Genomic DNA, 22,013 nt, shown 5'->3' with positions numbered 1-22,013 from the left:
GTACGGTGGAACCCATGCGGCCCGTTTCCAAGATCGAACGCACGGTGGCGCCCCTCGAGGTCGTCAGCCCCTACCAGCCGAGCGGTGACCAGCCCACGGCCATCGCCGAGCTGGCCCAGCGCATCGGAGCAGGTGAGAAGGACGTCGTCCTGCTCGGCGCGACCGGCACCGGCAAGTCCGCCACCACCGCGTGGATGATCGAGAAGCTCCAGCGCCCCACCCTCGTGATGGCGCCGAACAAGACGCTGGCCGCCCAGCTGGCCAATGAGTTCCGCGAACTGCTGCCGAACAACGCGGTCGAGTACTTCGTCTCGTACTACGACTACTACCAGCCGGAGGCCTACGTCCCGCAGTCGGACACCTACATCGAGAAGGACTCCTCGATCAACGAGGAGGTGGAGCGCCTGCGCCACTCCGCGACGAACTCGCTGCTCACCCGCCGCGACGTCGTCGTGGTCGCCTCGGTCTCCTGCATCTACGGCCTCGGCACACCCCAGGAGTACGTGGACCGCATGGTCCCTCTCAAGGTCGGCGCGGAGTTCGACCGGGACGAGCTGCTGCGCCGCTTCGTGGACATCCAGTACACGCGCAACGACCTCGCGTTCACCCGCGGCACCTTCCGGGTGCGCGGCGACACCATCGAGATCTTCCCGGTCTACGAGGAACTGGCCGTCCGCATCGAGATGTTCGGCGACGAGATCGAGGCCCTCTCCACCCTCCATCCCCTCACCGGCGAGATCATCAGCGACGACGAACAGCTGTACGTCTTCCCGGCCACCCACTACGTCGCCGGCCCCGAGCGCCTGGAGCGCGCCGCCAACGACATCGAGAAGGAACTCGGGGAGCGCCTGGCGGAGCTGGAGAAGCAGGGCAAGCTCCTGGAGGCCCAGCGGCTGCGCATGCGCACGACGTACGACCTGGAGATGCTCCGGCAGATCGGCTCCTGCTCGGGTGTGGAGAACTACTCGATGCACTTCGACGGCCGAGAGCCCGGCTCCCCGCCGAACACCCTGCTGGACTACTTCCCGGACGACTTCCTCCTCGTCATCGACGAGTCCCATGTGACCGTGCCCCAGATCGGCGCGATGTACGAGGGCGACGCCTCCCGCAAGCGCACCCTCGTCGACCACGGCTTCCGGCTGCCCTCCGCCCTGGACAACCGGCCCCTGAAGTGGGAGGAGTTCCAGGAGCGCGTCGGCCAGACGGTCTACCTCTCGGCGACCCCCGGCCAGTACGAGCTGTCCCGCTCCGACGGACACGTCGAACAGATCATCCGCCCCACCGGCCTGATCGACCCCGAGGTCGTCGTCAAGCCCACCGAGGGTCAGATCGACGACCTGGTGCACGAGATCCGCAAGCGCACCGAGAAGGACGAGCGGGTCCTCGTCACCACCCTCACCAAGAAGATGGCCGAGGACCTCACCGACTACTTCCTGGAACTGGGCATCCAGGTCCGCTACCTCCACAGCGACGTCGACACCCTGCGCCGTGTCGAACTGCTGCGTGAGCTGCGGGCCGGCGAGTACGACGTCCTGGTCGGCATCAACCTCCTCAGGGAGGGCCTCGACCTCCCCGAGGTCTCCCTGGTGGCGATCCTCGACGCCGACAAGGAGGGCTTCCTGCGCTCCGGGACCTCGCTGATCCAGACCATCGGCCGCGCGGCGCGCAATGTGTCGGGGCAGGTCCACATGTACGCCGACAAGATCACCCCGGCGATGGAGAAGGCCATCGACGAGACCAACCGCCGCCGGGAGAAGCAGGTCGCGTACAACAAGGCGAAGGGCATCGACCCCCAGCCGCTCCGCAAGAAGATCAACGACATCGTGGCGCAGATCGCCCGCGAGGACGTCGACACCGAGCAATTGCTCGGCTCGGGTTACCGCAAGGGGAAGGACGGCAAGGGTGCCAAGGCCCCCGTCCCCTCCCTCGGCGGCAAGGCGGCCAGGTCCGCCAAGGGCAAGGCCGAGGCGACCGTCCCGACCGACCGCCCCGCGGCCGACCTCGCCCAGCAGATCGAGGAGATGACGGAACGCATGCGCGCCGCCGCCGCGGATCTGCGGTTCGAGATCGCCGCCCGGCTGCGCGACGAGGTCTCCGAGATGAAGAAGGAACTGCGGCAGATGAGAGAGGCGGGCCTCGCCTGACGCCCCCGTCGAGTGCCGGGGGAGGGGCGTGCCCCGGGAGCGGGCGCGCTGTGTTGCAAGACCGACACAAAGTGCGACACAGGCTGCGGCAATGTCGGTGCCGCTGCGTAAGGTGCTGCACATCCGCGGACTCCGCGGAAACAGGGGACAGTTCGAGAGGGGAATCAGCGCGTGACCGTCAACATGACCAAGGGTCAGGCCATCAGTCTGCAGAAGAACGACGGAGGCAGTCTGACCGCGGTACGCATGGGTCTCGGCTGGCAGGCTGCCCCCAGGCGCGGCCTGTTCGGATCCCGCACCCGTGAGATCGACCTCGACGCCTCCGCCGTGCTGTTCGCGGACAAGCAGCCCGTCGACGTCGTGTTCTTCCGCCACCTGGTGAGCGACGACGGCTCCGTCCGCCACACCGGCGACAACCTGGTCGGCGGCGTCGGGCAGGGTGGCGACGACGAGGCGATCCTCGTCGACCTGGCCCGGGTGCCGGTCCACATCGACCAGATCGTCTTCACCGTGAACTCCTTCACGGGCCAGACCTTCCAGGAGGTGCAGAACGCGTTCTGCCGCCTGGTCGACGAGACCAACGGCCAGGAACTGGCGCGCTACACCCTCGCGGGCGGCGGCCAGTACACGGCCCAGATCATGGCCAAGGTGCACCGCGCGGGCACGGGCTGGCAGATGACCGCCATCGGCACGCCCGCCAACGGCCGTACCTTCCAGGACCTCATGCCGGCGATCCTGCCGGTCCTGTAGGCGAGCACCACGCACCACGCACCAAGCGACACAGGGGGACGAAGTCGATGACGGCCGAGCTGGTCCGGGGGCAGAACCATCCACTGCCCGAGGTCCGACTGGAGATCCGCGTCTCGGCCGGCACGCCGATCGTGGCCGGCGCCACCCTCGGCGACGAGCACGGCCGGGTGCACGGCGTGGAGTGGGTCGCCCACCCGGGCGCGCCCACCCTGCCGGGCATCGAGGTCCCCAAACAGGCGGCGGCCGACCACCGCCTCGCCGTGGACCTCGATGCCCTGACACCGTCCGTGCACCGGGTCACCGTGCTGCTCGCCCTGCCGTCCGGCAGCGGCGGCCCGGCACGGTTCGGCGCCGTCGCCGCCCCCTTCGTCGCGGTCACCGGCCTCGACGGCACCGAGGTCGCCAGCTACACCATCACCGACCTCGAACCCGAGTCGGCCGTCGTCGCCCTGGAGCTGTACCGCAGGCAGGGCGTCTGGAAGGTCCGCGCGGTCGGCCAGGGGTACGCGGGCGGCCTCGCGGAGCTGCTCGCCGATCAGGGCCTGCCACAGGCCCAGCAACTCGCCGGCACCATCCAGGAGGCCGTGGCCCAGGGCCTCGCCCGCTCCGTGGCCGCGCCTCCGCCCCGGCTGCCGGACGCGGACCGCCCCCGCCAGACGGCCGCACCCGCCCAGGGCCCCGACCAGACCCACGGCGGCACGGCACCCCAGGGCCTGACCGGGAGCACCACGCCGCAACAGGGACACCAGCCCACCTCCCCGTACGGCACGACACCCCCGTACGGCTCCCCGCACGACGCCACACGGCCCGATCACACGTCGGCGCAGCACGGCGGCCCGGCCCCGGCCGACCCGTCCACCGGCGCCCAGCCCGCCGCGCCCACCACCGGCGGTCCCGTCAACTACACCCACCCGGGGCGGCAGACCACCGCGCCGCCACCGCCCCCGCCGACCGCGCCTCCGGCCCAGCCGGGGCAGCCCGCGCGGCCCGTCGCCGGGGACGCGACCGGCTGGTCCATGGAGGAGCGGCTCTACAACCAGGTGTGGGGCATGTTCGAGGACCTCGCCCGCACCACCGCCGCCTACCGCAGCGCCGTCGACTTCGCGGAGTCGCGCATGGAACAGGAGCTGGACAAGGTCCTGTCCGACCCGCGCAGCCGCGTCAGCGGTCAGGGTGACGCCGCGCGTGAGGCCGCCCGCGCCCGGCACGCCCAGCTCGTCGACCAGGCCAGGGAGGCTCTCGACCGCGATCTCGTCCAGCTCCGGGCCGAGGCCGAAGTCGTCGAGCCCGCGCTGCCCCCGGCGTTCGCGAGCTGGGACAACCCGGTCTGGCACGGCTACCGGACGCCGATGGAGATCCCGATGGCCCTGCGCCTGGGCGACCTCCATCTGCCGGAGAGCGAGGGCGTGCGCATCCCGATGCTGGTCCGGCTGCCGCTGGAGCGCGGCCTGTGGATCGACAGCGGTCGCTCCGGCTCCGGCGACGTGCTCGCCGACTCGGACGAGCTGCGCCGCCTCGCACTGGACACGGCGGTGGCGCTCGCCGCCCGCCTGCTCGCGGTCTACCCGCCCGGCGAGTTCGCCGTACATGTCGTCGACGCGGCCGGAGCCGGCTCGTCGGCGCTGGCGCCCCTGACCCGGGCCGGTGTGCTGGCAGCGCCGCCCGCGGCCGGAGCGGCGGGCGTCTCCGAGGTCCTGGGGCGGCTCACGCAGCGTGTCGACCTCGTGCAGATGGCGGTGCGCGGCGGCGCGGCCGACGCCCTGCCCCCCGGATTCGACACGGCCGAGCAACTGCTGATCGTCAACGACTTCCCGCACGGCTTCGACGACCGCGCCGTCACCCAGCTCCGCTATCTCGCGGACGAGGGACCGGCCGTCGGCGTCCACCTGATGATGGTCGCCGACCGGCAGGAGGCCGCCGCCTACGGGCCGTTGCTCGACCCGCTGTGGCGTTCGCTGATGCGACTCACCCCCACCCCCGACGACCATCTCGCCGACCCCTGGGTCGGGCACGCGTGGACGTACGAGCCGTCGAGTGTCCCGCCCGGCAGCCGGGTCATGCAGGACGTGCTCGCCCGGGTCGCGGAGGCCCGCCGCTCCTGGAACCGGTGACCACCCACCCCGTACCAAGCCCTTGCAAAACTTCCTGACCTGCGGTTTTGATGCTTTCTTTGCCTGACCCTTTACCTATTCTTGGTGATTGGGTACTCTTTTCGTGCGGAGGGGAGTACTCCCTACTTGCTGCGGCGTACCCGTCAATACGGATCAATCCTGATCCCGGGGCGTCGGCCCGGCGGCACCAGGCGTTGTGGAACGCCCTGGAGGACCGGGTGGAAGAGACCTCCGGTAGCGCAACGACGCTGCTATTTGCCGTTACGTACTGCCGGAGGCGCAGTGGATGTTTCCACGACCCTGTGGGTCACGACTGTTCTGGGCCTTGCCGCCCTCATCGCGGTCGACTTCTTCATCGGCCGCAAGCCCCATGACGTGTCCATCAAGGAAGCCGGAATCTGGACGGTCGTCTGGATCGCCCTGGCCGCCCTCTTCGGACTCGGGCTGCTCGTCTTCGCCGGTGGCCAGCCGGCCGGAGAGTTCTTCGCGGGCTTCATCACCGAGAAGTCGCTGAGCGTCGACAACCTCTTCGTGTTCGTCCTGATCATGGCGAAGTTCGCGGTGCCCTCGCAGTACCAGCAGCGGGTGCTGCTGGTCGGTGTGCTGATCGCCCTGGTGCTCCGCGCGATATTCATCGCCGCGGGCGCGGCGATCCTCGCCAGCTTCGCCTGGGTCTTCTACATCTTCGGCGCGTTCCTGATCTACACCGCCTGGAAGCTGATCCAGGAGGCCAGGGCCGAGGGGTCGGACGAGGAGTGGGAGGAGAACAAGCTCCTCAAGGCCGCCGAGAAGCGCTTCGGAGTAGCCGACCGCTACCACGGCACCAAGCTGTGGATCGAGCAGAACGGCAAGCGCGTCATGACGCCGATGCTGGTCGTGATGCTCGCCATCGGCACCACCGACGTCCTCTTCGCACTGGACTCCATCCCGGCGATCTTCGGCCTGACCCAGGACCCGTACATCGTGTTCACGGCCAACGCGTTCGCGCTGATGGGCCTGCGGCAGCTGTACTTCCTCATCGGCGGTCTGCTGAAGAAGCTGGTCCACCTGTCCTACGGCCTGTCGGTCATCCTCGGCTTCATCGGGGTGAAGCTGGTGCTGCACGCACTGCACGAGTCCGGGGTACACGTCCCCGAGATCTCCATCCCGGTGTCCCTCGGAGTGATCTGCGGGGTCCTGATCATCACCACGATCACCAGCCTGCTCGCCACCAAGAAGCAGGCGCGGGCCGAGGCCGAGCAGAAGAAGGCCGACGGCGCGGAGAAGGACAGCGTCGAGGCCTGACCAGGCCCGAGGGCCGACACCGCACAGCAATCACGGATGGGGCCCCGCACCACGGAGACGCAGATCCCTGGCGTCCACCGGAGTGCGGGGCCCTTTCACGTCTGAAAGGATCACCGCATGCTCGCTCGGCTCCGGTCGCTCACGACGCGATGGACTGATGTCGTCCCGGTGGCCGCGGTCGTCCTGCTCGCTCTCACCTGGGGACGTGATCTGCCCCCTGCGGCCGTCGCCCTGGTGACGCTGGTGCTCGCGGGAGCCGTACTGGCCGCCGTCCACCATGCCGAGGTCGTCGCGCACCGGGTCGGCGAACCGTTCGGCTCGCTCGTCCTCGCCGTCGCCGTCACGATCATCGAAGTGGCCTTGATCGTCACCCTGATGCTCGACGGCGGCGACAAGAGCGCGACCCTCGCCCGCGACACCGTCTTCGCCGCCGTGATGATCACCTGCAACGGCATCGTCGGCATCTGTCTGCTGGTCGCCTCACTGCGCCACGGACTGGCGGTCTTCAACCCCGAGGGCACCGGCGCCGCCCTCGCCACGGTCGCGACGCTGGCCACGCTCAGCCTGGTGCTGCCCACCTTCACCACCAGCAAGCCCGGCCCCGAGTTCTCCACGGCCCAGCTCACCTTCGCGGCACTGTCCTCACTGGCTCTGTACGGCCTGTTCGTGGCGACCCAGACCGTGCGGCACCGGGACTACTTCCTGCCGATCACCCGGCTGGGCGAGGTGATCACAGAGGACGACCACGCGGAGGCGCCGACTGCCCGCACCGCCCGGATCAGCCTCGGACTGCTCGGCCTGGCGCTCGTCGGCGTCGTCGGCCTCGCCAAGGGCGTCTCACCCACCATCGAGTCCGGAGTCGACGCGGCCGGACTGCCGCACGCCGTCGTCGGCGTGGTCATCGCACTGCTCGTACTGCTCCCCGAGACCATCGCCGCCCTGCGCGCCGCCCGCCGCGACCGGGTCCAGACCAGCCTCAACCTCGCCCTCGGCTCCGCCATGGCCAGCATCGGTCTGACCATCCCGGCCGTCGCCCTGGCCTCCGTCTGGCTCTCCGGCCCCCTCGTCCTCGGCCTCGGCGCCACCCATATGGTGCTGCTCGCCCTGACCGTCGTGGTGGCCTCGCTGACCGTGGTCCCGGGACGGGCGACACCCTTGCAGGGTGGGGTCCATCTGGTGCTGTTCGCGGCGTACCTGGAACTGGCGGTGAATCCGTAGCACGGTCGCCGTCGCGCGGGCCGTGGGCACGGGACACCGGTGCTCACCCCGCGGCGGCCTCCGGCTCCGCCGTCGCCGCGAGCGGCACCGGCCGGGTCTCCGGCAGCAGCGCGAAGCAGCCCAGGCTCAGCACGGCGATCCCGGTCAGATACGCGCCCACACCCCAGGGCACCCGCCCGCCCTGCGCCACGGCGGTGGCGACGATCGGCGTCAGCGCGCCCCCGAGCACCCCGCCCAGGTTGTAGCCGACCGCGGCCCCCGTGCAGCGCACCCGGGGCTCGTACAGCTCCGGCAGGTACGCGGCGATGACGGCGAACATCGTGACGAACGCCAGCATCGCCACCAGGAAGCCGAAGAAGATCAACAGGGGTTCGCCGGTCGCCAGCAACGCGACCATCGGGAACATCCACAGCACGGTGACCGTGCAGCCGATCAGGCACAGCGGGCGCCGCCCGTACCGGTCGCCGAGCACCGCGGCCACCGGTGTCAGGGCGCCCTTCACCACCACGGCGCCCATGATGCAGGTCAGCATGACGGTGCGGCTGATCCCGAGCCGCTCGGTGCCGTACGCGAGGGACCAGGTCGTCACCGAGTAGAACACCGCGTACCCGACCGAGAGCGCGCCGGCCGTCAGCAGGACGAGCCGCCAGTGGTCGCGCACGACCTCGGCGAGCGGCACGCGCGCGGGCTCGTCGATCCGCAGGAACTGCGGGCTCTCCGTGAGCGACGACCGCAGCCACAGCCCCGCCAGGGCCAGGACACCCGCCGCCCAGAACGGCACCCGCCACCCCCAGGCGGCGAACTGGGCCTCCGTCAGGCTCGCCGACAGCGCCAGCATCACCCCGTTGGCCAGCAGGAACCCCACCGCGGGCCCGACCTGCGGGAAGCTCGACCACAGCCCGCGCCGATCCGCCGGCGCGTGCTCCGCCGTCAGCGCCCGAGCCCCTGCAGAAAACGCAGGACGAGGAGGAGGAAGGGGGCGGCCACACCGATCGAGTCGAACGTGGGGACGCAGCCGACGGCCACGGTCGCGCCCCCGGTCAACAGCAGTGAGGCGACGAGCACCGGCCGCCGCCCGTGCCGGTCCCCGATGTGCCCGAACAGCACCGAGCCGAGCGGCCGTGCCACGAACCCGACCCCGAACGTCGCGAAGGCCGCGAGGGTCCCGGCCAGGGGCGAGAACGTCGGGAAGAACAGCGGCCCCAGGACGAGGGCCGCCGCCGTCCCGTAGACGAAGAAGTCGTAGAACTCGATGGCCGTTCCGGCGAGCGAGGCCGATGCGAGTCGCAGCATGGAGGGCGGTTTCACGGAGCGTGCAGGTTGCATGTCGCGTCAACTACCCACGGTGACGGGCGGTTACGGGGGGCGTGCGGAGGCGCGTTCGAGGTCAATGTGGTCCGGGAGGCGTCAACGAGCCTCAGTAGGTCACGGTGATGCGCCGGGCGGGCCCGTCCACCCGGATCACGCCCCCGTAGGGGACGACGAGTTGCGGATCCGTGTGTCCGAGATCCACGTCGAAGACGATCGTGGTGTCGGGGGCGTACGTCCGCATGGCGAGCAGGACGGCCTCCCGCTGCCCGGCCGTGTAACGGGCCGCTTCCTCGGGGGTGTTGGGCCGGTCGAACGACCAGGCCTTGGGGCGGCCCATCAGGAGCGCGGAGAAGCGCCGGAGCAGACCGCGCTCGCCCATGTTCCGCAGGGTGCGGAAGACCTCCTCGCCGCTCGGCAGGTCCTCCGAGGTCTCCAGGAAGAGCACACCGCCGTCGAACACGGACAGATCCCGCGGCACCTCGCGGTCGGCCATCAGCAGCCAGCCGAGGATCTCCAGACAGCCGCCCCAACTCCGGCCCTCCACCACGCGGTCGGGGTTCACCCAGGTCCATCCGGTACTCGGCACGGTCTCCGGCTCCGCGTCGAAGGTCGCGGCGTCCGCCCAGTCGCGGTCGATGTCGTTGAAGCGTGCGGCGGGCCGCAGTTCGTAGGGCCCCGGCGTGAACAGGGCCGCGCGCAGGGAGTCCGCGGTCGGCGGGGCCATGGCACCGGACCTGCCCAGCGAGGTCATCACGGTGCCGCCGTGGTAGCCGACGACACCGGTGTTGTACAGATATGCCAGCATGTTGGTGTTGTCGCTCATGCCGAAGAACGGCTTGGGGTGGGCCCGAAGCAACTCGCGGTCCAGATACGGCAGCACGGTGATCTGGTCGTCGCCGCCGATCGAGGCGAACACCGCCCTGATGTCCGGGTCGGCGAAGGCCGCGTGCAGGTCGTCGGCCCGTTCCCGCGCCGTCGTGCCCATCTTCCGTGTCGTCGGGTACTCGACCGGTTCGAGACCGTACTCCTCACGCAGCCGCTCCAGGCCCAGTTCGAACGGGTGTGGGAACAGACCTGGCAGACCGGCGCCGGGCGAGACGACGGCCACACGGTCGCCGGGGGAGGGCTTGGGAGGGTACGAAGGCGGGGTCATGCGGGGAGGGTACGGCCTGCTGCCCGGCGGTTTCACCGTGATAAACCGGGGTCGAGCGGCGGTCCCGACAGACCGCCCACCCCGACGGACCGGAGGAACCGTGCCCCGCAGCCTGGCCAACGCCCCGATCATGATTCTCAACGGCCCCAACCTGAACCTTCTGGGGCAGCGCCAGCCCGAGATCTACGGTTCCGACACGCTCGCCGACGTCGAGGCGATGTGCGCCAAGGCGGCGGCCACGCACGGGGGCACGGTCGACTTCCGCCAGTCCAACCACGAGGGCGAACTGGTCGACTGGATCCACGAGGCACGGCTGAACCACAGCGGGATCGTCATCAACCCCGGCGCCTACTCGCACACCTCCGTGGCCATCCTCGACGCCCTCAACACCTGTGACGGGCTACCGGTGCTGGAGGTGCACATCTCCAACATCCACCAGCGGGAGACGTTCCGGCACCACTCCTACGTCTCCCTGCGCGCCGACGGGGTCATCGCCGGATGCGGGGTGCAGGGCTATGTGTTCGGCGTGGAGCGGGTCGCCGCGCTCGCGGGGGCGGGGAAGGCCGAGGCGTAAGCACCGGGCTCCAGGAGCACGCCCCTTACAGGCGGCCCGCCTCCACGATCCGTCGCAGGAACTGCCGCGTGCGTTCCTGCCGCGGGTCGCCGAAGACCTGATCCGCGGTGCCGCGTTCCAGCACGACACCTCCGTCCAGAAAACAGACCCGGTCGGCGACGTCACGGGCGAAGCCCATCTCGTGCGTGGCCAGGACCATCGTCATACCGTCGGCCTTCAGGTCGCGGACGACGTTCAGGACCTCGCCGACCAGCTCCGGGTCGAGGGCCGCGGTGATCTCGTCGAGCAGCAGGAGCCGGGGGCGTACGGCCAGGGCGCGCACGATCGCCACGCGCTGCTGTTGGCCGCCGCTGAGCCGGTCCGGGTAGGCCTGCGCCTTCCCGTTCAGCCCCAGGCGGTCCAGGAGTTCATGGGCCCGTGCCTCCGCTTCGGCGCGGGCGACACCGTGCACCCGGCGCGGCGCGAGCGTGATGTTGTCCAGCACCGTCATGTGCGGGAACAGGTTGTACGCCTGGAAGACCACGCCGATACGGCGCCGTACCGCGTCCTGGTCGACACGCGGGTCGGTGATCTCCTCGCCGTCCAGCCAGATCGCTCCGTCGTCGATGTCCTCCAGGAGGTTGGCGCAGCGCAGCAGTGTCGACTTGCCGGATCCGGAGGCGCCGATGAGGGCGGTCACGGTGTGCGGCGCGACCTCCAGGTCTACGTCCCGCAGTACGACCGAACCGCCGAAGGTCTTGCGCACGGACTCCATGCGCAGCACGGGGGCGCCCGCGGTCTCCGCGGATTCTGGGGTCTCGCTCATGTCGTCCCTCCCTGTGCCCGCTGCCGGTCCATCCGGGCCGTGACCCAGTCGGTGAAGCGGGTCATCGGGATGGTCAGGGCGACGAAGACCAGTCCCGCGACGATGTACGGCGTGTAGTTGAGGCTGCGTCCCACGATGATGTCGGCGGCGCGTACGGCGTCGACCGCGCCGCCGATCGAGACCAGACCGGTGTCCTTCTGGAGGGACACGAGGTCGTTGAGGAGTGGCGGTACCTGACGGCGTACCGCCTGGGGGAGCACGACGTGCCGCAGCGCCTGCCGGTTGGTGAGGCCCAGCGAGCGGGCCGCCGCGCGCTGCGAGGGGTGCACGGACTCGATGCCGGCGCGGAACACCTCGGCGACGTACGCCGAGTACGTGAGTGTCAGCGCGGTGCCGCCGAGCAGGACGGGGTCGACGGTCACACCCTGGAGCCGGAGCGCCGGGACGCCCAGTACCACGATCATCAGATTGATGATCAGCGGCAGCCCGCGGAAGAAGTCGGTGTACGCGGCGGCCAGCGCCCGCAGCGGGAAGAACACCGGGCCCCGCAGGGTGCGCGCGATCGCGATCAGCATGCCGAGGACGAGCACGGCGACACCGCAGATCAGCAGCAGCCGTACGTTGAGCCACAGCCCTTCGAGGACCTTGGGGAACGCCTCGCGCGCGTACTCCGCGCTGAAGAACGTCTCCTTGGTGCGCGGCCACCCGGGCGCGTTGACCACGACCAGATAGAGGACGACGGCCGTGACCAGGGTCGACAGGGCGGCGACGGCGGTGGCGCGGCGGGCCCGGTCGCGCTTGTAGCGCTCCCGGTCGAGCCGGCGCCGCGAGGGGACGTAGCCGTCGTCCGCGTCGGGCGTTCCACCGTCGCCGTCCGCGTCCTCCCGGCCGGGCTCCTCCTTCACGACCGTCACTTGAGCACCGGCGCGTCGACGGCGTCGGAGAGCCACTCCTGCTCGATCTTCGCCAGTGTGCCGTCCGCGCGCAGGGCGTCCACGGCGGTCGTCACGCAGGACGTGAGGGCGCTGCCCTTGTCGAGGACGAGTCCGAACTGTTCGGGCGTGCCGCCCTGGTTCTCGAACTGCCCGACGATCTTCGCGTCCGTCACCTCGGCCGCCGTGACGTAGAACGCGGTCGGCAGGTCGAGCACGATCGCGTCGATCTGGCCGTTCTTCAGCGCGGACTTGGCCTGGTCGTTCTTCGCGTACGCGGCGGCGTCCTGGGTCGGCTTCACCACGTCGTCGATGTAGTCCAGGCTGGTGGTGCCGACCTGGGCGCCCAGATGCAGCTTCCTCAGGTCGGCGATGCTCGTGGCCTTCGCGGCGGGGGAGTCCTTCAGCGCGACGACGGCCTGACGCACGTCGTAGTAGCCCGACGAGAAGTCCACGGCCTTCTTGCGCTCGTCGCTGATCGACACCTGGTTGACGTCGAAGTCGAAGGTCTTCGCACCCGGCGCGAACGCCTTGTTGAAGGGCACGCTCTGCCAGACGACGTCCGCCTTGTCGTAGCCGAGCTGCTTCGCCACGGCATACGCGACCGCCGACTCGAAGCCCTCGCCGTTCTTCGGGTCGTCGTCCTTGAACCAGGGCTCGTACGCCGGCTGGTCGGTGGCGATCGTCAGCTTGCCGGAGGTCTTCGTGCCCAACTCGCCCTTGGCGCAGGAGGCCCCGGACGCCGAGGCGGACGCGGAGGCCGAGCCGGAGGCGTCCTCCTCCGGCTGCGGGGCGCAGCCCACCGCGACGGCGGCGAGCAGGGCGGCTATGGCGGCGGAGGCGGCACGGCGCGAGGAGCGCGGGGCGCGCAGGACAGGACGCATGGCGTGAGATTGACAGCGCGACGTCCTGTTTGTCGAGGTCACATGGGCAATTGTCCGAATCCTGGGAACACGTGCTGCAGTCATGTGAACGGGCAGTCATGTGAATGCGCGGTCATGTGAACGCTCGGCGTCGGAGTCCTGCGAATGTTCGGGCGGGGCCGCCGGCCGAGGGCGGGGACTGACAGGCCGGCGGCCCATCCACACGGGAGCCGTCATCCCGTGCGGACCTGCCTCCAGTGGACTACGCCACGACGTGCGCGGGGAGCGCGCGCGAGACACCGGCGCGTGCGTTCGATTCACACGGGGCGCGTGAGAGGGCGCTCGCGCCCCCTGTCGGTCGCTTCACCAACTGCCGTACGGAACGGGGGAGTTCACCAGCCCCGTGCGCGCCACTCCGGCAGCTGCGGACGCTCGGCGCCGAGCGTGGTGTCGTTGCCGTGCCCCGGGTAGACCCAGGTCTCGTCGGGCAGGGCGTCGAAGATCTTCGTCTCCACGTCGTGGATCAGGCTCGCGAACGCCTCGGGGTCCTTGCGGGTGTTGCCCACCCCGCCCGGGAAGAGGCAGTCCCCGGTGAACACATGCGGATGCCCGTGCGGGTCGTCGTAGACCAGGGCGATCGACCCCGGCGTGTGGCCCACCAGGTGGCGCGCGGTCAGCTCCACGCGCCCCACCCGGATCGTGTCCCCGTCGCCGACGGGGACATCGGTCGCCACCGGGATGCCCTCGGCGTCGTCCCGGCCCGCGTACGTACGGGCGCCGGTGGCCGCCACGACCTCGGCGAGCGCCTGCCAGTGGTCGCCGTGCTGATGCGTGGTGACGACGGACGCGATCCCGTCGTCACCGATGAGGGTGAGCAGTGTGCCGGCGTCGTTCGCGGCGTCGATCAGCAGCTGCTCGTCGGTGGCCCGGCAGCGCAGCAGATACGCGTTGTTGTCCATCGGGCCCACCGCGACCTTGGAGATCATCAGATCCCGCAGCTCGTGCACATCCGCGGGACCGCCGACCCTCACCGCTCCGCTGTACGTCATGGGGGCAGCCTATAGCGGGGGCAGGGAGGGGAGTGCGCCTCCTTCGACGTGCAGTGCGGAGCCGTCGCGGCGGCCGGCGAGCCAGCCGAGGAGGTCGGCCTGCCGGCCGCTGACCGTGAGATCGGGAAGCGGTGGCCTGTAGTCGCTGTCGAGCTGTTCGGCCGTAACGCCTTCGACCGCTCCCGTGAGAAGCAGGCGCCCGTCGTCCTGCTTGATCGTCAGAGCGGGGACGTCGGGGTGCTTGGAGAACCGGTGGGCGAGGAAGTTGATCTCGCGCTGCGTGAATTCCTCGGACAGATCCTCCAGGTCGTGCCCGGTCCCCAGATCCACGTGGTGGAGCTCCACCTCGATCCACCGCCGGAAGGGCAGCCAGGCCGCGGTATCGAGGACCCCGTTGCGCAGCTCGACCGTGCGGGACCAGTCCTGGGAGAGCGAGGCGGTGTCCTGGAAGCGGTTCGCGCTGTCGCGTACGTCGGTGAGCTGGGTCTTCAGGGGGCGCGGCGCGTCCCGCTCGATGTCGGCGTCCCGGGCCTCGCCGGAGACGTACATGGGGCGGCCCTCGAAGACGTTCACGAGGGCGTCCGCGTTGCGGGCGAGGTGGGCGAGGACATGACCGCGGGTCCAGCCGGGCAGCCGTGACGGCTGGGTCACATCGGCGTTGTCCAGTGCGGCGACCGCGGTGAGTAGCCGGTCCGTCGCTTCGCATACAGAGGCCAGGTCACGCGCGTGATCCATCATGACGGCGACCTTAGCCCCGCCACACCTTCGGGTGAAGGTGTCCGGCCCGGCCCGCAAATCGAATGCACGTGCTATATGGTCGGGTGCGGCGTCGGGCATGCTGGAAGGCCCGGGATTGTTGTGGAACGGGGAAACAGGACCGGCGCTGTCAGTGGCTCCCCCTAGTCTGTGGAGGACGGGGGCTCCGGCCCCTGTCACCTCACTCAAGAAAGGTGCGGACCGGCGTGGCCGACCGTCTCATCGTCCGTGGCGCGCGCGAGCACAACCTGAAGAACGTCTCGCTCGACCTGCCACGCGACTCGCTCATCGTCTTCACGGGCCTGTCGGGGTCGGGCAAGTCCTCGCTGGCCTTCGACACCATCTTCGCCGAGGGGCAGCGCCGGTACGTCGAGTCGCTCTCCTCCTACGCCCGGCAGTTCCTCGGCCAGATGGACAAGCCGGACGTCGACTTCATCGAGGGCCTCTCCCCGGCGGTCTCCATCGACCAGAAGTCGACCTCGCGCAACCCGCGCTCGACGGTCGGCACGATCACCGAGGTCTACGACTACCTGCGACTGCTCTTCGCGCGCATCGGCAAGCCGCACTGCCCCGAGTGCGGCCGCCCGATCACCCGCCAGTCGCCGCAGGCCATCGTCGACCGGGTGCTGGAGCTGCCGGAGGGGAGCCGCTTCCAGGTCCTGTCGCCGCTGGTGCGGGAGCGCAAGGGCGAGTTCGTCGACCTCTTCGTGGACCTCCAGACCAAGGGATACAGCCGCGCGCGGGTGGACGGCGAGACCGTCCAGCTCTCCAACCCGCCCACCCTGAAGAAGCAGGAGAAGCACACCATCGAGGTGGTCGTCGACCGCCTCACGGTGAAGGACTCCGCCAAGCGTCGTCTCACCGACTCCGTGGAGACCGCCCTCGGCCTCTCCGGCGGCATGGTCGTGCTGGACTTCGTCGACCTCCCCGAGGACGACCCCGAGCGTGAGCGCATGTTCTCGGAGCATCTGTACTGCCCGTACGACGACCTGTCCTTCGAGGAGCTTGAGCCCCGCTCCTTCTCCTTCAACTCGCCCTTCGGCGCATGCCCCGACTGCTCCGGCATCGGCACGCGCATGGAGGTCGACCCCGAGCTGATCGTCCCGGACGAGGACAAGTCGCTCGACGAGGGCGCCATCCACCCCTGGTCGCACGGACACACCAAGGACTACTTCGGCCGCCTCATCGGCGCCCTCGCGGACGCGTTGGGATTCCGGACCGACATCCCCTTCGCCGGTCTTCCGCAGCGCGCGAGGAAGGCCCTGCTGTACGGCCACAAGACGCAGATCGAGGTGCGCTACCGCAACCGGTACGGCCGCGAGCGCGCGTACACCACGGCCTTCGAGGGCGCTGTCCCCTTCGTGAAGCGGCGGCACGGCGAAGCCGAGAGCGATGCCAGTCGGGAGCGCTTCGAGGGCTATATGCGCGAGGTGCCCTGCCCGACCTGTGAGGGCACCCGCCTGAAGCCGATCGTCCTCGCGGTCACGGTCATGGAGAAGTCGATCGCCGAGGTCTCCGCCATGTCCATCAGCGACTGCGCGGACTTCCTGGGCGAGCTGAGGCTCGATGCCCGCGACAAGAAGATCGCCGAGCGGGTGCTGAAGGAGGTCAACGAACGGCTGCGGTTCCTGGTCGACGTCGGCCTCGACTACCTCTCGCTGAACCGCGCGGCCGGCACGCTCTCCGGCGGCGAGGCCCAGCGCATCCGCCTGGCCACCCAGATCGGCTCCGGCCTCGTCGGCGTCCTGTACGTCCTCGACGAGCCCTCCATCGGGCTGCACCAGCGCGACAACCACCGGCTCATCGAGACCCTCGTCCGGCTGCGCGACATGGGCAACACGCTCATCGTCGTCGAGCACGACGAGGACACCATCAAGATGGCCGACTGGATCGTCGACATCGGCCCCGGCGCCGGTGAGCACGGCGGCAAGGTCGTGCACAGCGGCTCCCTGAAGGAGCTGCTCGACAACACCGAGTCGCAGACCGGGCAGTACCTTTCGGGCCGCAAGGCCATCCCGCTGCCCGACATCCGCCGCCCGCTCGACCCCAACAGACGACTCACCGTGCACGGCGCCCGGGAGAACAACCTCCAGGACATCGACGTGTCCTTCCCGCTGGGCGTCTTCACCGCCGTCACCGGTGTCTCCGGCTCCGGCAAGTCCACACTGGTCAACGACATCCTGTACACGCACCTGGCCCGCGAGCTGAACGGCGCGAGGAGCGTCCCCGGGCGGCACACGCGCGTGGACGGCGACGACCTCGTCGACAAGGTCGTCCACGTCGACCAGTCGCCGATCGGCCGCACCCCCCGGTCCAACCCGGCCACGTACACCGGAGTCTTCGACCACGTCCGCAAGCTGTTCGCCGAGACCACCGAGGCGAAGGTCCGCGGCTATCTGCCCGGCCGCTTCTCCTTCAACGTCAAGGGCGGCCGATGCGAGAACTGCGCGGGCGACGGCACCATCAAGATCGAGATGAACTTCCTCCCGGACGTCTATGTCCCGTGCGAGGTCTGCCACGGCGCCCGGTACAACCGGGAGACCCTGGAGGTCCACTACAAGGGCAAGTCCATCGCCGATGTGCTGAACATGCCGATCGAGGAGGCCACGGACTTCTTCGAGGCCGTCCCCGCGATCGCCCGCCACCTCAGGACACTGAAGGACGTCGGCCTCGGCTATGTCCGGCTCGGCCAGTCCGCGACCACCCTTTCCGGCGGTGAGGCACAGCGCGTCAAGCTCGCCAGCGAGTTGCAGCGCCGCTCCACCGGACGCACGGTCTACGTCCTGGACGAGCCGACCACCGGTCTCCACTTCGAGGACATCAGCAAGCTCCTCACGGTGCTGTCCGGCCTGGTCGACAAGGGCAACACGGTCATCGTCATCGAGCACAACCTCGATGTCGTCAAGACCGCCGACTGGGTCGTGGACATGGGGCCGGAAGGCGGCGCCGGCGGTGGCCTGGTCATCGCCGAGGGCACGCCGGAGCAGGTTGCCGGGGTTCCGGCCAGCCACACGGGCAAGTTCCTGCGGGAGATCCTCGGCGCCGACCGGATCAGCGACGCGTCCTCGGTGAAGGCCCCGCGCAAGACCGTGGCGAAGAAGGCGGTCGCCGCCGGGACGACGGCGAAGAAGACGGTCGCCGCCAGAGCGACCGCGAAGAAGGCCGCACCCGCCAAGAAGACCACACGGACCCGCAAGGCCTGAGACGCTCGGGCGGAAGATCCCGCCAAATCCAGAAAAAGCCGGTGGCCCGCGGGAACTCCCCGCGGGCCATCGGTCGTTCATCAAACAGCCGCCCCGGCCCCGCAGTGATCGACCCCCTGTTTCCCGGGTTCGACGCACCGCGTGTCCGGTCGCACCTTGACAACAACATCGAGAAGCAAGGCCGAGAGTGGCGGTGCGAGGGCCACCCTCGGCGGCGGCACACCCTGTACGTTCGACCCGTGAGCGACAACGAGTTGGCCGCCTTCCTGCGCAGCCGCCGCGAAGCCATCACCCCGGCCGAGGCGGGGCTGCCCACCGGCCCCCGCCGCCGCGCACCCGGCCTGCGCCGCGCCGAGCTGGCCACCCTCGCCGGGATCAGCGTCGAGTACCTCACCCGACTGGAACAGGGGCGCGACCGCACCCCCTCGTCCCAGGTGCTCGGCGCCCTCGCGGACGCGTTGTGCCTGCGCGTGCCCGACCGCGACCTGCTGCGCCGACTCGCCAAGGAGAGCGGCGACGAGAAGACACCCTGCCCGGCGCCCGCCCCACCGGCCCGCACCGTACGGCCCACCGTGCGGGCCCTCCTCGACCGGCTGGAGCCCACCCCGGCCGTGCTGCTCGACCGGCTCGGCGACATCGTGGCCCACACCTCCGGCTACGAGCGGTTCGCCCGGCCGCTCGGACTGCTCGACGGCACCCCGCCCAACGTCCTGCGGTATCTGTTCACCGACGAGCGGGCCCGCACGTCTACCCGGGCTGGGAGCGGCTCGCCGACGAGCAGGTCGCCCATCTGCGGCACGAGGCCCTGCCGCACGACCCGCATGTCGCCGCCCTGACTGATGAGTTGACGGTCACCGCGGGAGCACGGTTCACCCTGCGGCTGAAGGGCGTACCGGCCATGCCGCTGCGCAACGGCACGGATCTCGTCGAGCACCCGGAGGCGGGACGGCTGCGCCTGTCGTACGAGACGCTCGCCCTGCCCGACGACGGTCACCGCCTCATGGTCCACCTCCCGGCCGACGAGACCACGGCCACCGCCCTCGACCACCTCAACGGCCGCAGACCGGGCGCCCTGCGGGCCGTCGGGGGCTGACCGCGCGTGAGCGCGAGGGGGATCCCGCGCGAGGCGGCCTAGAACTCACCCATCTCCGCCGCGTACGGCGGCTCCGCGCCCGCCCGGGAGCAGGTGATCGCCGCGGCGTGGGCGGCGAAGCGCAGCAGGCGGGTCCAGTCGTCGGCGCCCAGGGCGGTGAGGGCCGCGCCGGAGAGGGCGTCCCGGGCCGCGAGACCGTGCAGAAGGGCCGCGTTGACCGTGTCGCCGGCGCCGATGGTGTCGACGACATCGACCTTCTCACCCGGTACGGAGCGCTCCGCGCCGGCCCGGGTGTGGACGGTCAGACCGTCACCGCCGTGGGTGACGACGACGGCGGAGGGGCCGGAGTCCAGCCACAGCCGGGGGGTGCCGCCCAGCCACTCCGCGTCCTCCTCGGAGAGCTTGAGCAACGACACCGAGGGCAGCCAACTCTTGAAACGGGTCCGATAGGCGTCCGCGTCCGGGATCAGGCCCGGCCGGACATTGGGGTCGAGGGCGGTGAACACCCCCTGGACGGAGGCGGCGTGCAGCAGCCGCTCATAGGCGCTCGCACCGGGCTCCAGGACGAGTGAGCAGGTGCCGAAGGAGACGGCCCGGGTGCCGGCGGGGAGCCGGTCGGGAGTCTCGAACAGCCGGTCGGCGCTGCCCTCGACATAGAAGGAGTACCGGGCGGAGCCTCCCTCGCCGATCGAGGCCAGGGCGAGGGCCGTCGGCTCGGGGCCGCGCTGCACGGACGCCACCTCCACACCCGCGTCGCGCAGGCCGCCCAACAGGGCCTCGCCATAGCCGTCGTACGACACCCGGGAGCAGAAGGTGGTGGGGGAGCCGAGACGGCCGAGCGCCACGGCCGTGTTGTAGGGGCCGCCACCGCGCGCGGGCCGCAGATCCACGAGTGCCCCCGCACCTTGCGGGACCAGGTCGATCAGGGCTTCACCGGCGACGACGATCACAAGGCGGTCCTTTCTCGGGGCTCGGCCGGAAAGTATCGCAAAGGCGTGCGGACCGCGACGGGCGGTCACCTCGACGCCGACCCCGCACCCCCGAGTCCCGCGGCCCGCACCCCCGGGCCGCTCACTCCCAATCCCAGCCGATGCCCACGATCCCCGTGCGGACGCGGGGTTCGACGAGGTGGACCGAGCGGTGCAGGGCGCTCAGGGAGAGGGTCTGCCGGCCACTGCGGGGGGCGGCGGCGGAGTGCTGGCTGAAGCGGTGGCAGCGCAGCGGCAGGGCCCGTTCGTCGAAGCGGACCTGAAGGGCGTACTGGCCGCCCGTGGAGCGGAAGTCGCGGACGTACTCGGTGCAGACACCGGCCGTGCCGTCGTCGAAGCCGTAGCGGAAGAAGAACGTGTCGCCGCTGCGCAGCCGGGTGTCGAAGAGGAGTTCGGCGACGAGGATCCCGGTGTCCTGGTCCCAGCGCACCCGGCCGCTGCGGCAGTTCTCCAGGGCACGGACGGCCATCCGCTCCGGCGCGCAGCCCGGGTCGCCGTGGTGGACGGCCACATAGCGGTCCACCCCGTCCTTGTGGGCGCGCACGATCTGCTGGGACTCGCGGCCCAGCAGCTCCCGGCACGCGCCCAGCCGGACCCGCTCGTGGTGGCCGACGGTGTGCACACCGCCGTCGAGCGTCACCCCCAGTTCGCCGAGGAGCCGTTCCAGGACGCCGGAGGCCTCCACGACCGAGCGGTAAGAACGGCTGGCGGAGCGTTCCGGGCCGGGGCCCTCGTCGGCCTGGACGAGCAGCCGGATCAGCGACTCGTCCGGGAGCTGGAGTATCTCCTCCAGCGCCCGCACGGCCCGCAGCGACTCGGGGCGCTGCGGACGCCGGGCGCCCTGCTGCCAGTAACTGAGACTGGTGACACCGACCTTGACCCCGTAGCGCGACAGATGGTGCTGCACACGCTGCAGCGGGAGCCCGCGGGCGGCGATCGCGGCGCGCAGCGCGACATGGAAGGGGCCGCCCCGCAGGACCGACTCCAGCTCCGCCGCGGAGTCGTCCGTGACCGCCGCGACGTCCGCGTGCTCTGTGGCGTGCCGCATGCAGGGGCCTTTCTGTAGAGGAGAACGCGACGGGCGGTCGGACCGCGCGGGCCGGTCGGGGCGCCCGGCGGACGCCCGGGGCGCCTGGGGCCGCGGGAGCTCCGGGGACCTGGACGGGCGTCCGTCTTCACATCCGTAGGACGGCGTTCCCTGCCCCGAGTTCCCCCGCATTGAAGCGTGTTGACCAAGTCCCGACAACACCTGCCGCCAGACATGGCCGGACACCCCCGGCAAGATCCTCAACGCTCCGGGGACCCGTGATCGGGCCCCAGCAGGTCCCGCAGCGCCTGCCCCGAGAGCTTCGACTTGTGCAGAAATCCCCGGGCCGGACTGGCGGCGACGAGTTCCTGGATGTCGTCCAGCGGGTGTGTGGAGGTGAGGATGATGACGGACGCGGCGGTCGCCGCGAGCCTCGGCGCCAGCTCCAACCCGCTCTCGCCGTCGAGGTCGATGTCCAGAAGGACGAGATCCGGGGCCAACTCCACAGCCCGTGCCAGCGCCTCCGCGCCTGTGGAGGCCACGCCGACGACGTGGATCCCGTCGCGCTCCAGCAACGTACGGGCAGCCTCCAGGAACCGGGCACTGTCATCGACGATGAGACAGCGCATGGACATGGTCACAGCCTCCCAAGGGGGTCATGGGCACACATTCCGGCTAGCCGTAAAGTGTCCCCGCCGACGGATTCCCGTTAGCCGGAATGTGCTGAAGTCCTTTGCCGGATCGACGGGTT

At 70.4% G+C, this 22,013-nt stretch carries 16 protein-coding genes and 2 pseudogenes; 8 read left to right on the top strand and 10 right to left on the bottom strand.

Going from position 1 to position 22,013, the window contains the following annotated elements; all coding sequences use genetic code 11:
- Positions 1 to 14 precede the first annotated feature (14 nt).
- The 5 genes from uvrB to F9278_RS09945 all read left to right on the top strand — a co-directional run bounded on the left by uvrB (position 15) and on the right by F9278_RS09945 (position 7,507).
- Positions 15 to 2,144 carry an excinuclease ABC subunit UvrB gene (gene uvrB, locus F9278_RS09965; RefSeq protein ID WP_152167981.1) on the top strand — a complete coding sequence of 710 codons (2,130 nt, stop codon included), beginning with the start codon at positions 15 to 17 and terminating at the stop codon, positions 2,142 to 2,144.
- Between the two features lie 171 nt (positions 2,145 to 2,315).
- On the top strand, positions 2,316 to 2,894 hold the full coding sequence (locus F9278_RS09960; RefSeq protein WP_045560970.1) for a TerD family protein: 579 nt from the start codon (positions 2,316 to 2,318) through the stop codon (positions 2,892 to 2,894).
- A gap of 47 nt (positions 2,895 to 2,941) precedes the next feature.
- On the top strand, positions 2,942 to 5,005 hold the full coding sequence (locus tag F9278_RS09955; RefSeq protein WP_152167980.1) for a TerD family protein: 2,064 nt from the start codon (positions 2,942 to 2,944) through the stop codon (positions 5,003 to 5,005).
- Positions 5,006 to 5,287: 282 nt separating this feature from the next.
- On the top strand, positions 5,288 to 6,289 hold the full coding sequence (locus F9278_RS09950; protein ID WP_152167979.1) for a TerC family protein: 1,002 nt from the start codon (positions 5,288 to 5,290) through the stop codon (positions 6,287 to 6,289).
- Between the two features lie 117 nt (positions 6,290 to 6,406).
- Positions 6,407 to 7,507 carry a calcium:proton antiporter gene (locus F9278_RS09945; RefSeq protein WP_152167978.1) on the top strand — a complete coding sequence of 367 codons (1,101 nt, stop codon included), beginning with the start codon at positions 6,407 to 6,409 and terminating at the stop codon, positions 7,505 to 7,507.
- 43 nt (positions 7,508 to 7,550) lie between these two features.
- Here the strand turns inward: F9278_RS09945 and F9278_RS09940 are convergent.
- Both F9278_RS09940 and F9278_RS09935 read right to left on the bottom strand, forming a co-directional pair.
- Positions 7,551 to 8,800: pseudogene (locus F9278_RS09940) on the bottom strand (MFS transporter).
- Positions 8,801 to 8,924: 124 nt separating this feature from the next.
- Positions 8,925 to 9,971 (bottom strand): S66 family peptidase, encoded by a 1,047-nt coding sequence (locus F9278_RS09935; protein WP_152167977.1) that lies wholly within the window; start codon positions 9,969 to 9,971, stop codon positions 8,925 to 8,927.
- A gap of 100 nt (positions 9,972 to 10,071) precedes the next feature.
- On the opposite strand from F9278_RS09935, the gene aroQ reads away from it, so the two are divergent.
- The gene (aroQ, locus tag F9278_RS09930) at positions 10,072 to 10,545 is read left to right on the top strand and encodes a type II 3-dehydroquinate dehydratase (protein WP_152167976.1); all 474 of its coding nucleotides are present in this window, start codon (positions 10,072 to 10,074) and stop codon (positions 10,543 to 10,545) included.
- Positions 10,546 to 10,570: 25 nt separating this feature from the next.
- On the opposite strand, the gene F9278_RS09925 is transcribed toward aroQ, so the two are convergent.
- The 5 genes from F9278_RS09925 to F9278_RS09905 form a co-directional block, all read right to left on the bottom strand.
- Positions 10,571 to 11,350, bottom strand: coding sequence for an amino acid ABC transporter ATP-binding protein (locus F9278_RS09925; protein WP_193241416.1), 780 nt, complete (start codon positions 11,348 to 11,350; stop codon positions 10,571 to 10,573).
- On the bottom strand, positions 11,347 to 12,264 hold the full coding sequence (locus tag F9278_RS09920; protein ID WP_152167975.1) for an amino acid ABC transporter permease: 918 nt from the start codon (positions 12,262 to 12,264) through the stop codon (positions 11,347 to 11,349). The genes F9278_RS09925 and F9278_RS09920 overlap by 4 nt, the downstream gene beginning before the upstream one ends.
- The gene (locus tag F9278_RS09915) at positions 12,261 to 13,166 is read right to left on the bottom strand and encodes an ABC transporter substrate-binding protein (protein WP_152167974.1); all 906 of its coding nucleotides are present in this window, start codon (positions 13,164 to 13,166) and stop codon (positions 12,261 to 12,263) included. The genes F9278_RS09920 and F9278_RS09915 overlap by 4 nt, the downstream gene beginning before the upstream one ends.
- Before the next feature lie 371 nt (positions 13,167 to 13,537).
- A complete protein-coding gene (locus tag F9278_RS09910) occupies positions 13,538 to 14,194 on the bottom strand; it encodes an MBL fold metallo-hydrolase (RefSeq protein WP_152167973.1) in 657 nt (218 codons plus the stop codon).
- 9 nt (positions 14,195 to 14,203) lie between these two features.
- Positions 14,204 to 14,932 carry a maleylpyruvate isomerase family mycothiol-dependent enzyme gene (locus tag F9278_RS09905; RefSeq protein WP_152167972.1) on the bottom strand — a complete coding sequence of 243 codons (729 nt, stop codon included), beginning with the start codon at positions 14,930 to 14,932 and terminating at the stop codon, positions 14,204 to 14,206.
- A gap of 224 nt (positions 14,933 to 15,156) precedes the next feature.
- Here F9278_RS09905 and uvrA point away from each other — a divergent pair, with 224 nt between their 5' ends.
- Together uvrA and F9278_RS09895 are read left to right on the top strand one after the other, a co-directional pair.
- The gene (uvrA, locus tag F9278_RS09900; protein WP_152167971.1) at positions 15,157 to 18,153 is read left to right on the top strand and encodes an excinuclease ABC subunit UvrA; all 2,997 of its coding nucleotides are present in this window, start codon (positions 15,157 to 15,159) and stop codon (positions 18,151 to 18,153) included.
- A gap of 239 nt (positions 18,154 to 18,392) precedes the next feature.
- Positions 18,393 to 19,246, top strand: a pseudogene (locus F9278_RS09895) (helix-turn-helix domain-containing protein).
- A 38-nt stretch (positions 19,247 to 19,284) separates the two neighbouring features.
- On the opposite strand, the gene F9278_RS09890 reads toward F9278_RS09895, so the two are convergent.
- The 3 genes from F9278_RS09890 to F9278_RS09880 all read right to left on the bottom strand — a co-directional run bounded on the left by F9278_RS09890 (position 19,285) and on the right by F9278_RS09880 (position 21,897).
- Entirely contained in the window at positions 19,285 to 20,196 is a 912-nt protein-coding gene (locus tag F9278_RS09890) for a carbohydrate kinase family protein (RefSeq protein ID WP_152167970.1), read from the bottom strand.
- A gap of 121 nt (positions 20,197 to 20,317) precedes the next feature.
- Positions 20,318 to 21,283, bottom strand: a complete 966-nt coding sequence (locus tag F9278_RS09885) for a hypothetical protein (RefSeq protein WP_152167969.1) — start codon at positions 21,281 to 21,283, stop codon at positions 20,318 to 20,320.
- 239 nt (positions 21,284 to 21,522) lie between these two features.
- Positions 21,523 to 21,897, bottom strand: a complete 375-nt coding sequence (locus tag F9278_RS09880; protein ID WP_152167968.1) for a response regulator — start codon at positions 21,895 to 21,897, stop codon at positions 21,523 to 21,525.
- Positions 21,898 to 22,013 lie beyond the last annotated feature (116 nt).

Source organism: Streptomyces phaeolivaceus, from assembly GCF_009184865.1.
In the GTDB taxonomy this organism is placed as follows: domain Bacteria; phylum Actinomycetota; class Actinomycetes; order Streptomycetales; family Streptomycetaceae; genus Streptomyces; species Streptomyces phaeolivaceus.
Note: the sequence above shows the minus strand (reverse complement) of the source record. Positions and strands in the feature narration are given on the sequence as shown.

Coding starts and splice junctions, on each gene's coding strand:
- uvrB (WP_152167981.1), top strand. CDS start 15: ATGCGGCCCGTTTCCAAGATCGAACGCACGGTGGCGCCCCTCGAGGTC.
- F9278_RS09955 (WP_152167980.1), top strand. CDS start 2,942: ATGACGGCCGAGCTGGTCCGGGGGCAGAACCATCCACTGCCCGAGGTC.
- F9278_RS09945 (WP_152167978.1), top strand. CDS start 6,407: ATGCTCGCTCGGCTCCGGTCGCTCACGACGCGATGGACTGATGTCGTC.
- F9278_RS09935 (WP_152167977.1), bottom strand. CDS start 9,971: ATGACCCCGCCTTCGTACCCTCCCAAGCCCTCCCCCGGCGACCGTGTG.
- F9278_RS09925 (WP_193241416.1), bottom strand. CDS start 11,350: ATGAGCGAGACCCCAGAATCCGCGGAGACCGCGGGCGCCCCCGTGCTG.
- F9278_RS09915 (WP_152167974.1), bottom strand. CDS start 13,166: ATGCGTCCTGTCCTGCGCGCCCCGCGCTCCTCGCGCCGTGCCGCCTCC.
- F9278_RS09910 (WP_152167973.1), bottom strand. CDS start 14,194: ATGACGTACAGCGGAGCGGTGAGGGTCGGCGGTCCCGCGGATGTGCAC.
- F9278_RS09905 (WP_152167972.1), bottom strand. CDS start 14,932: ATGATGGATCACGCGCGTGACCTGGCCTCTGTATGCGAAGCGACGGAC.
- F9278_RS09885 (WP_152167969.1), bottom strand. CDS start 21,283: ATGCGGCACGCCACAGAGCACGCGGACGTCGCGGCGGTCACGGACGAC.
- F9278_RS09880 (WP_152167968.1), bottom strand. CDS start 21,897: ATGTCCATGCGCTGTCTCATCGTCGATGACAGTGCCCGGTTCCTGGAG.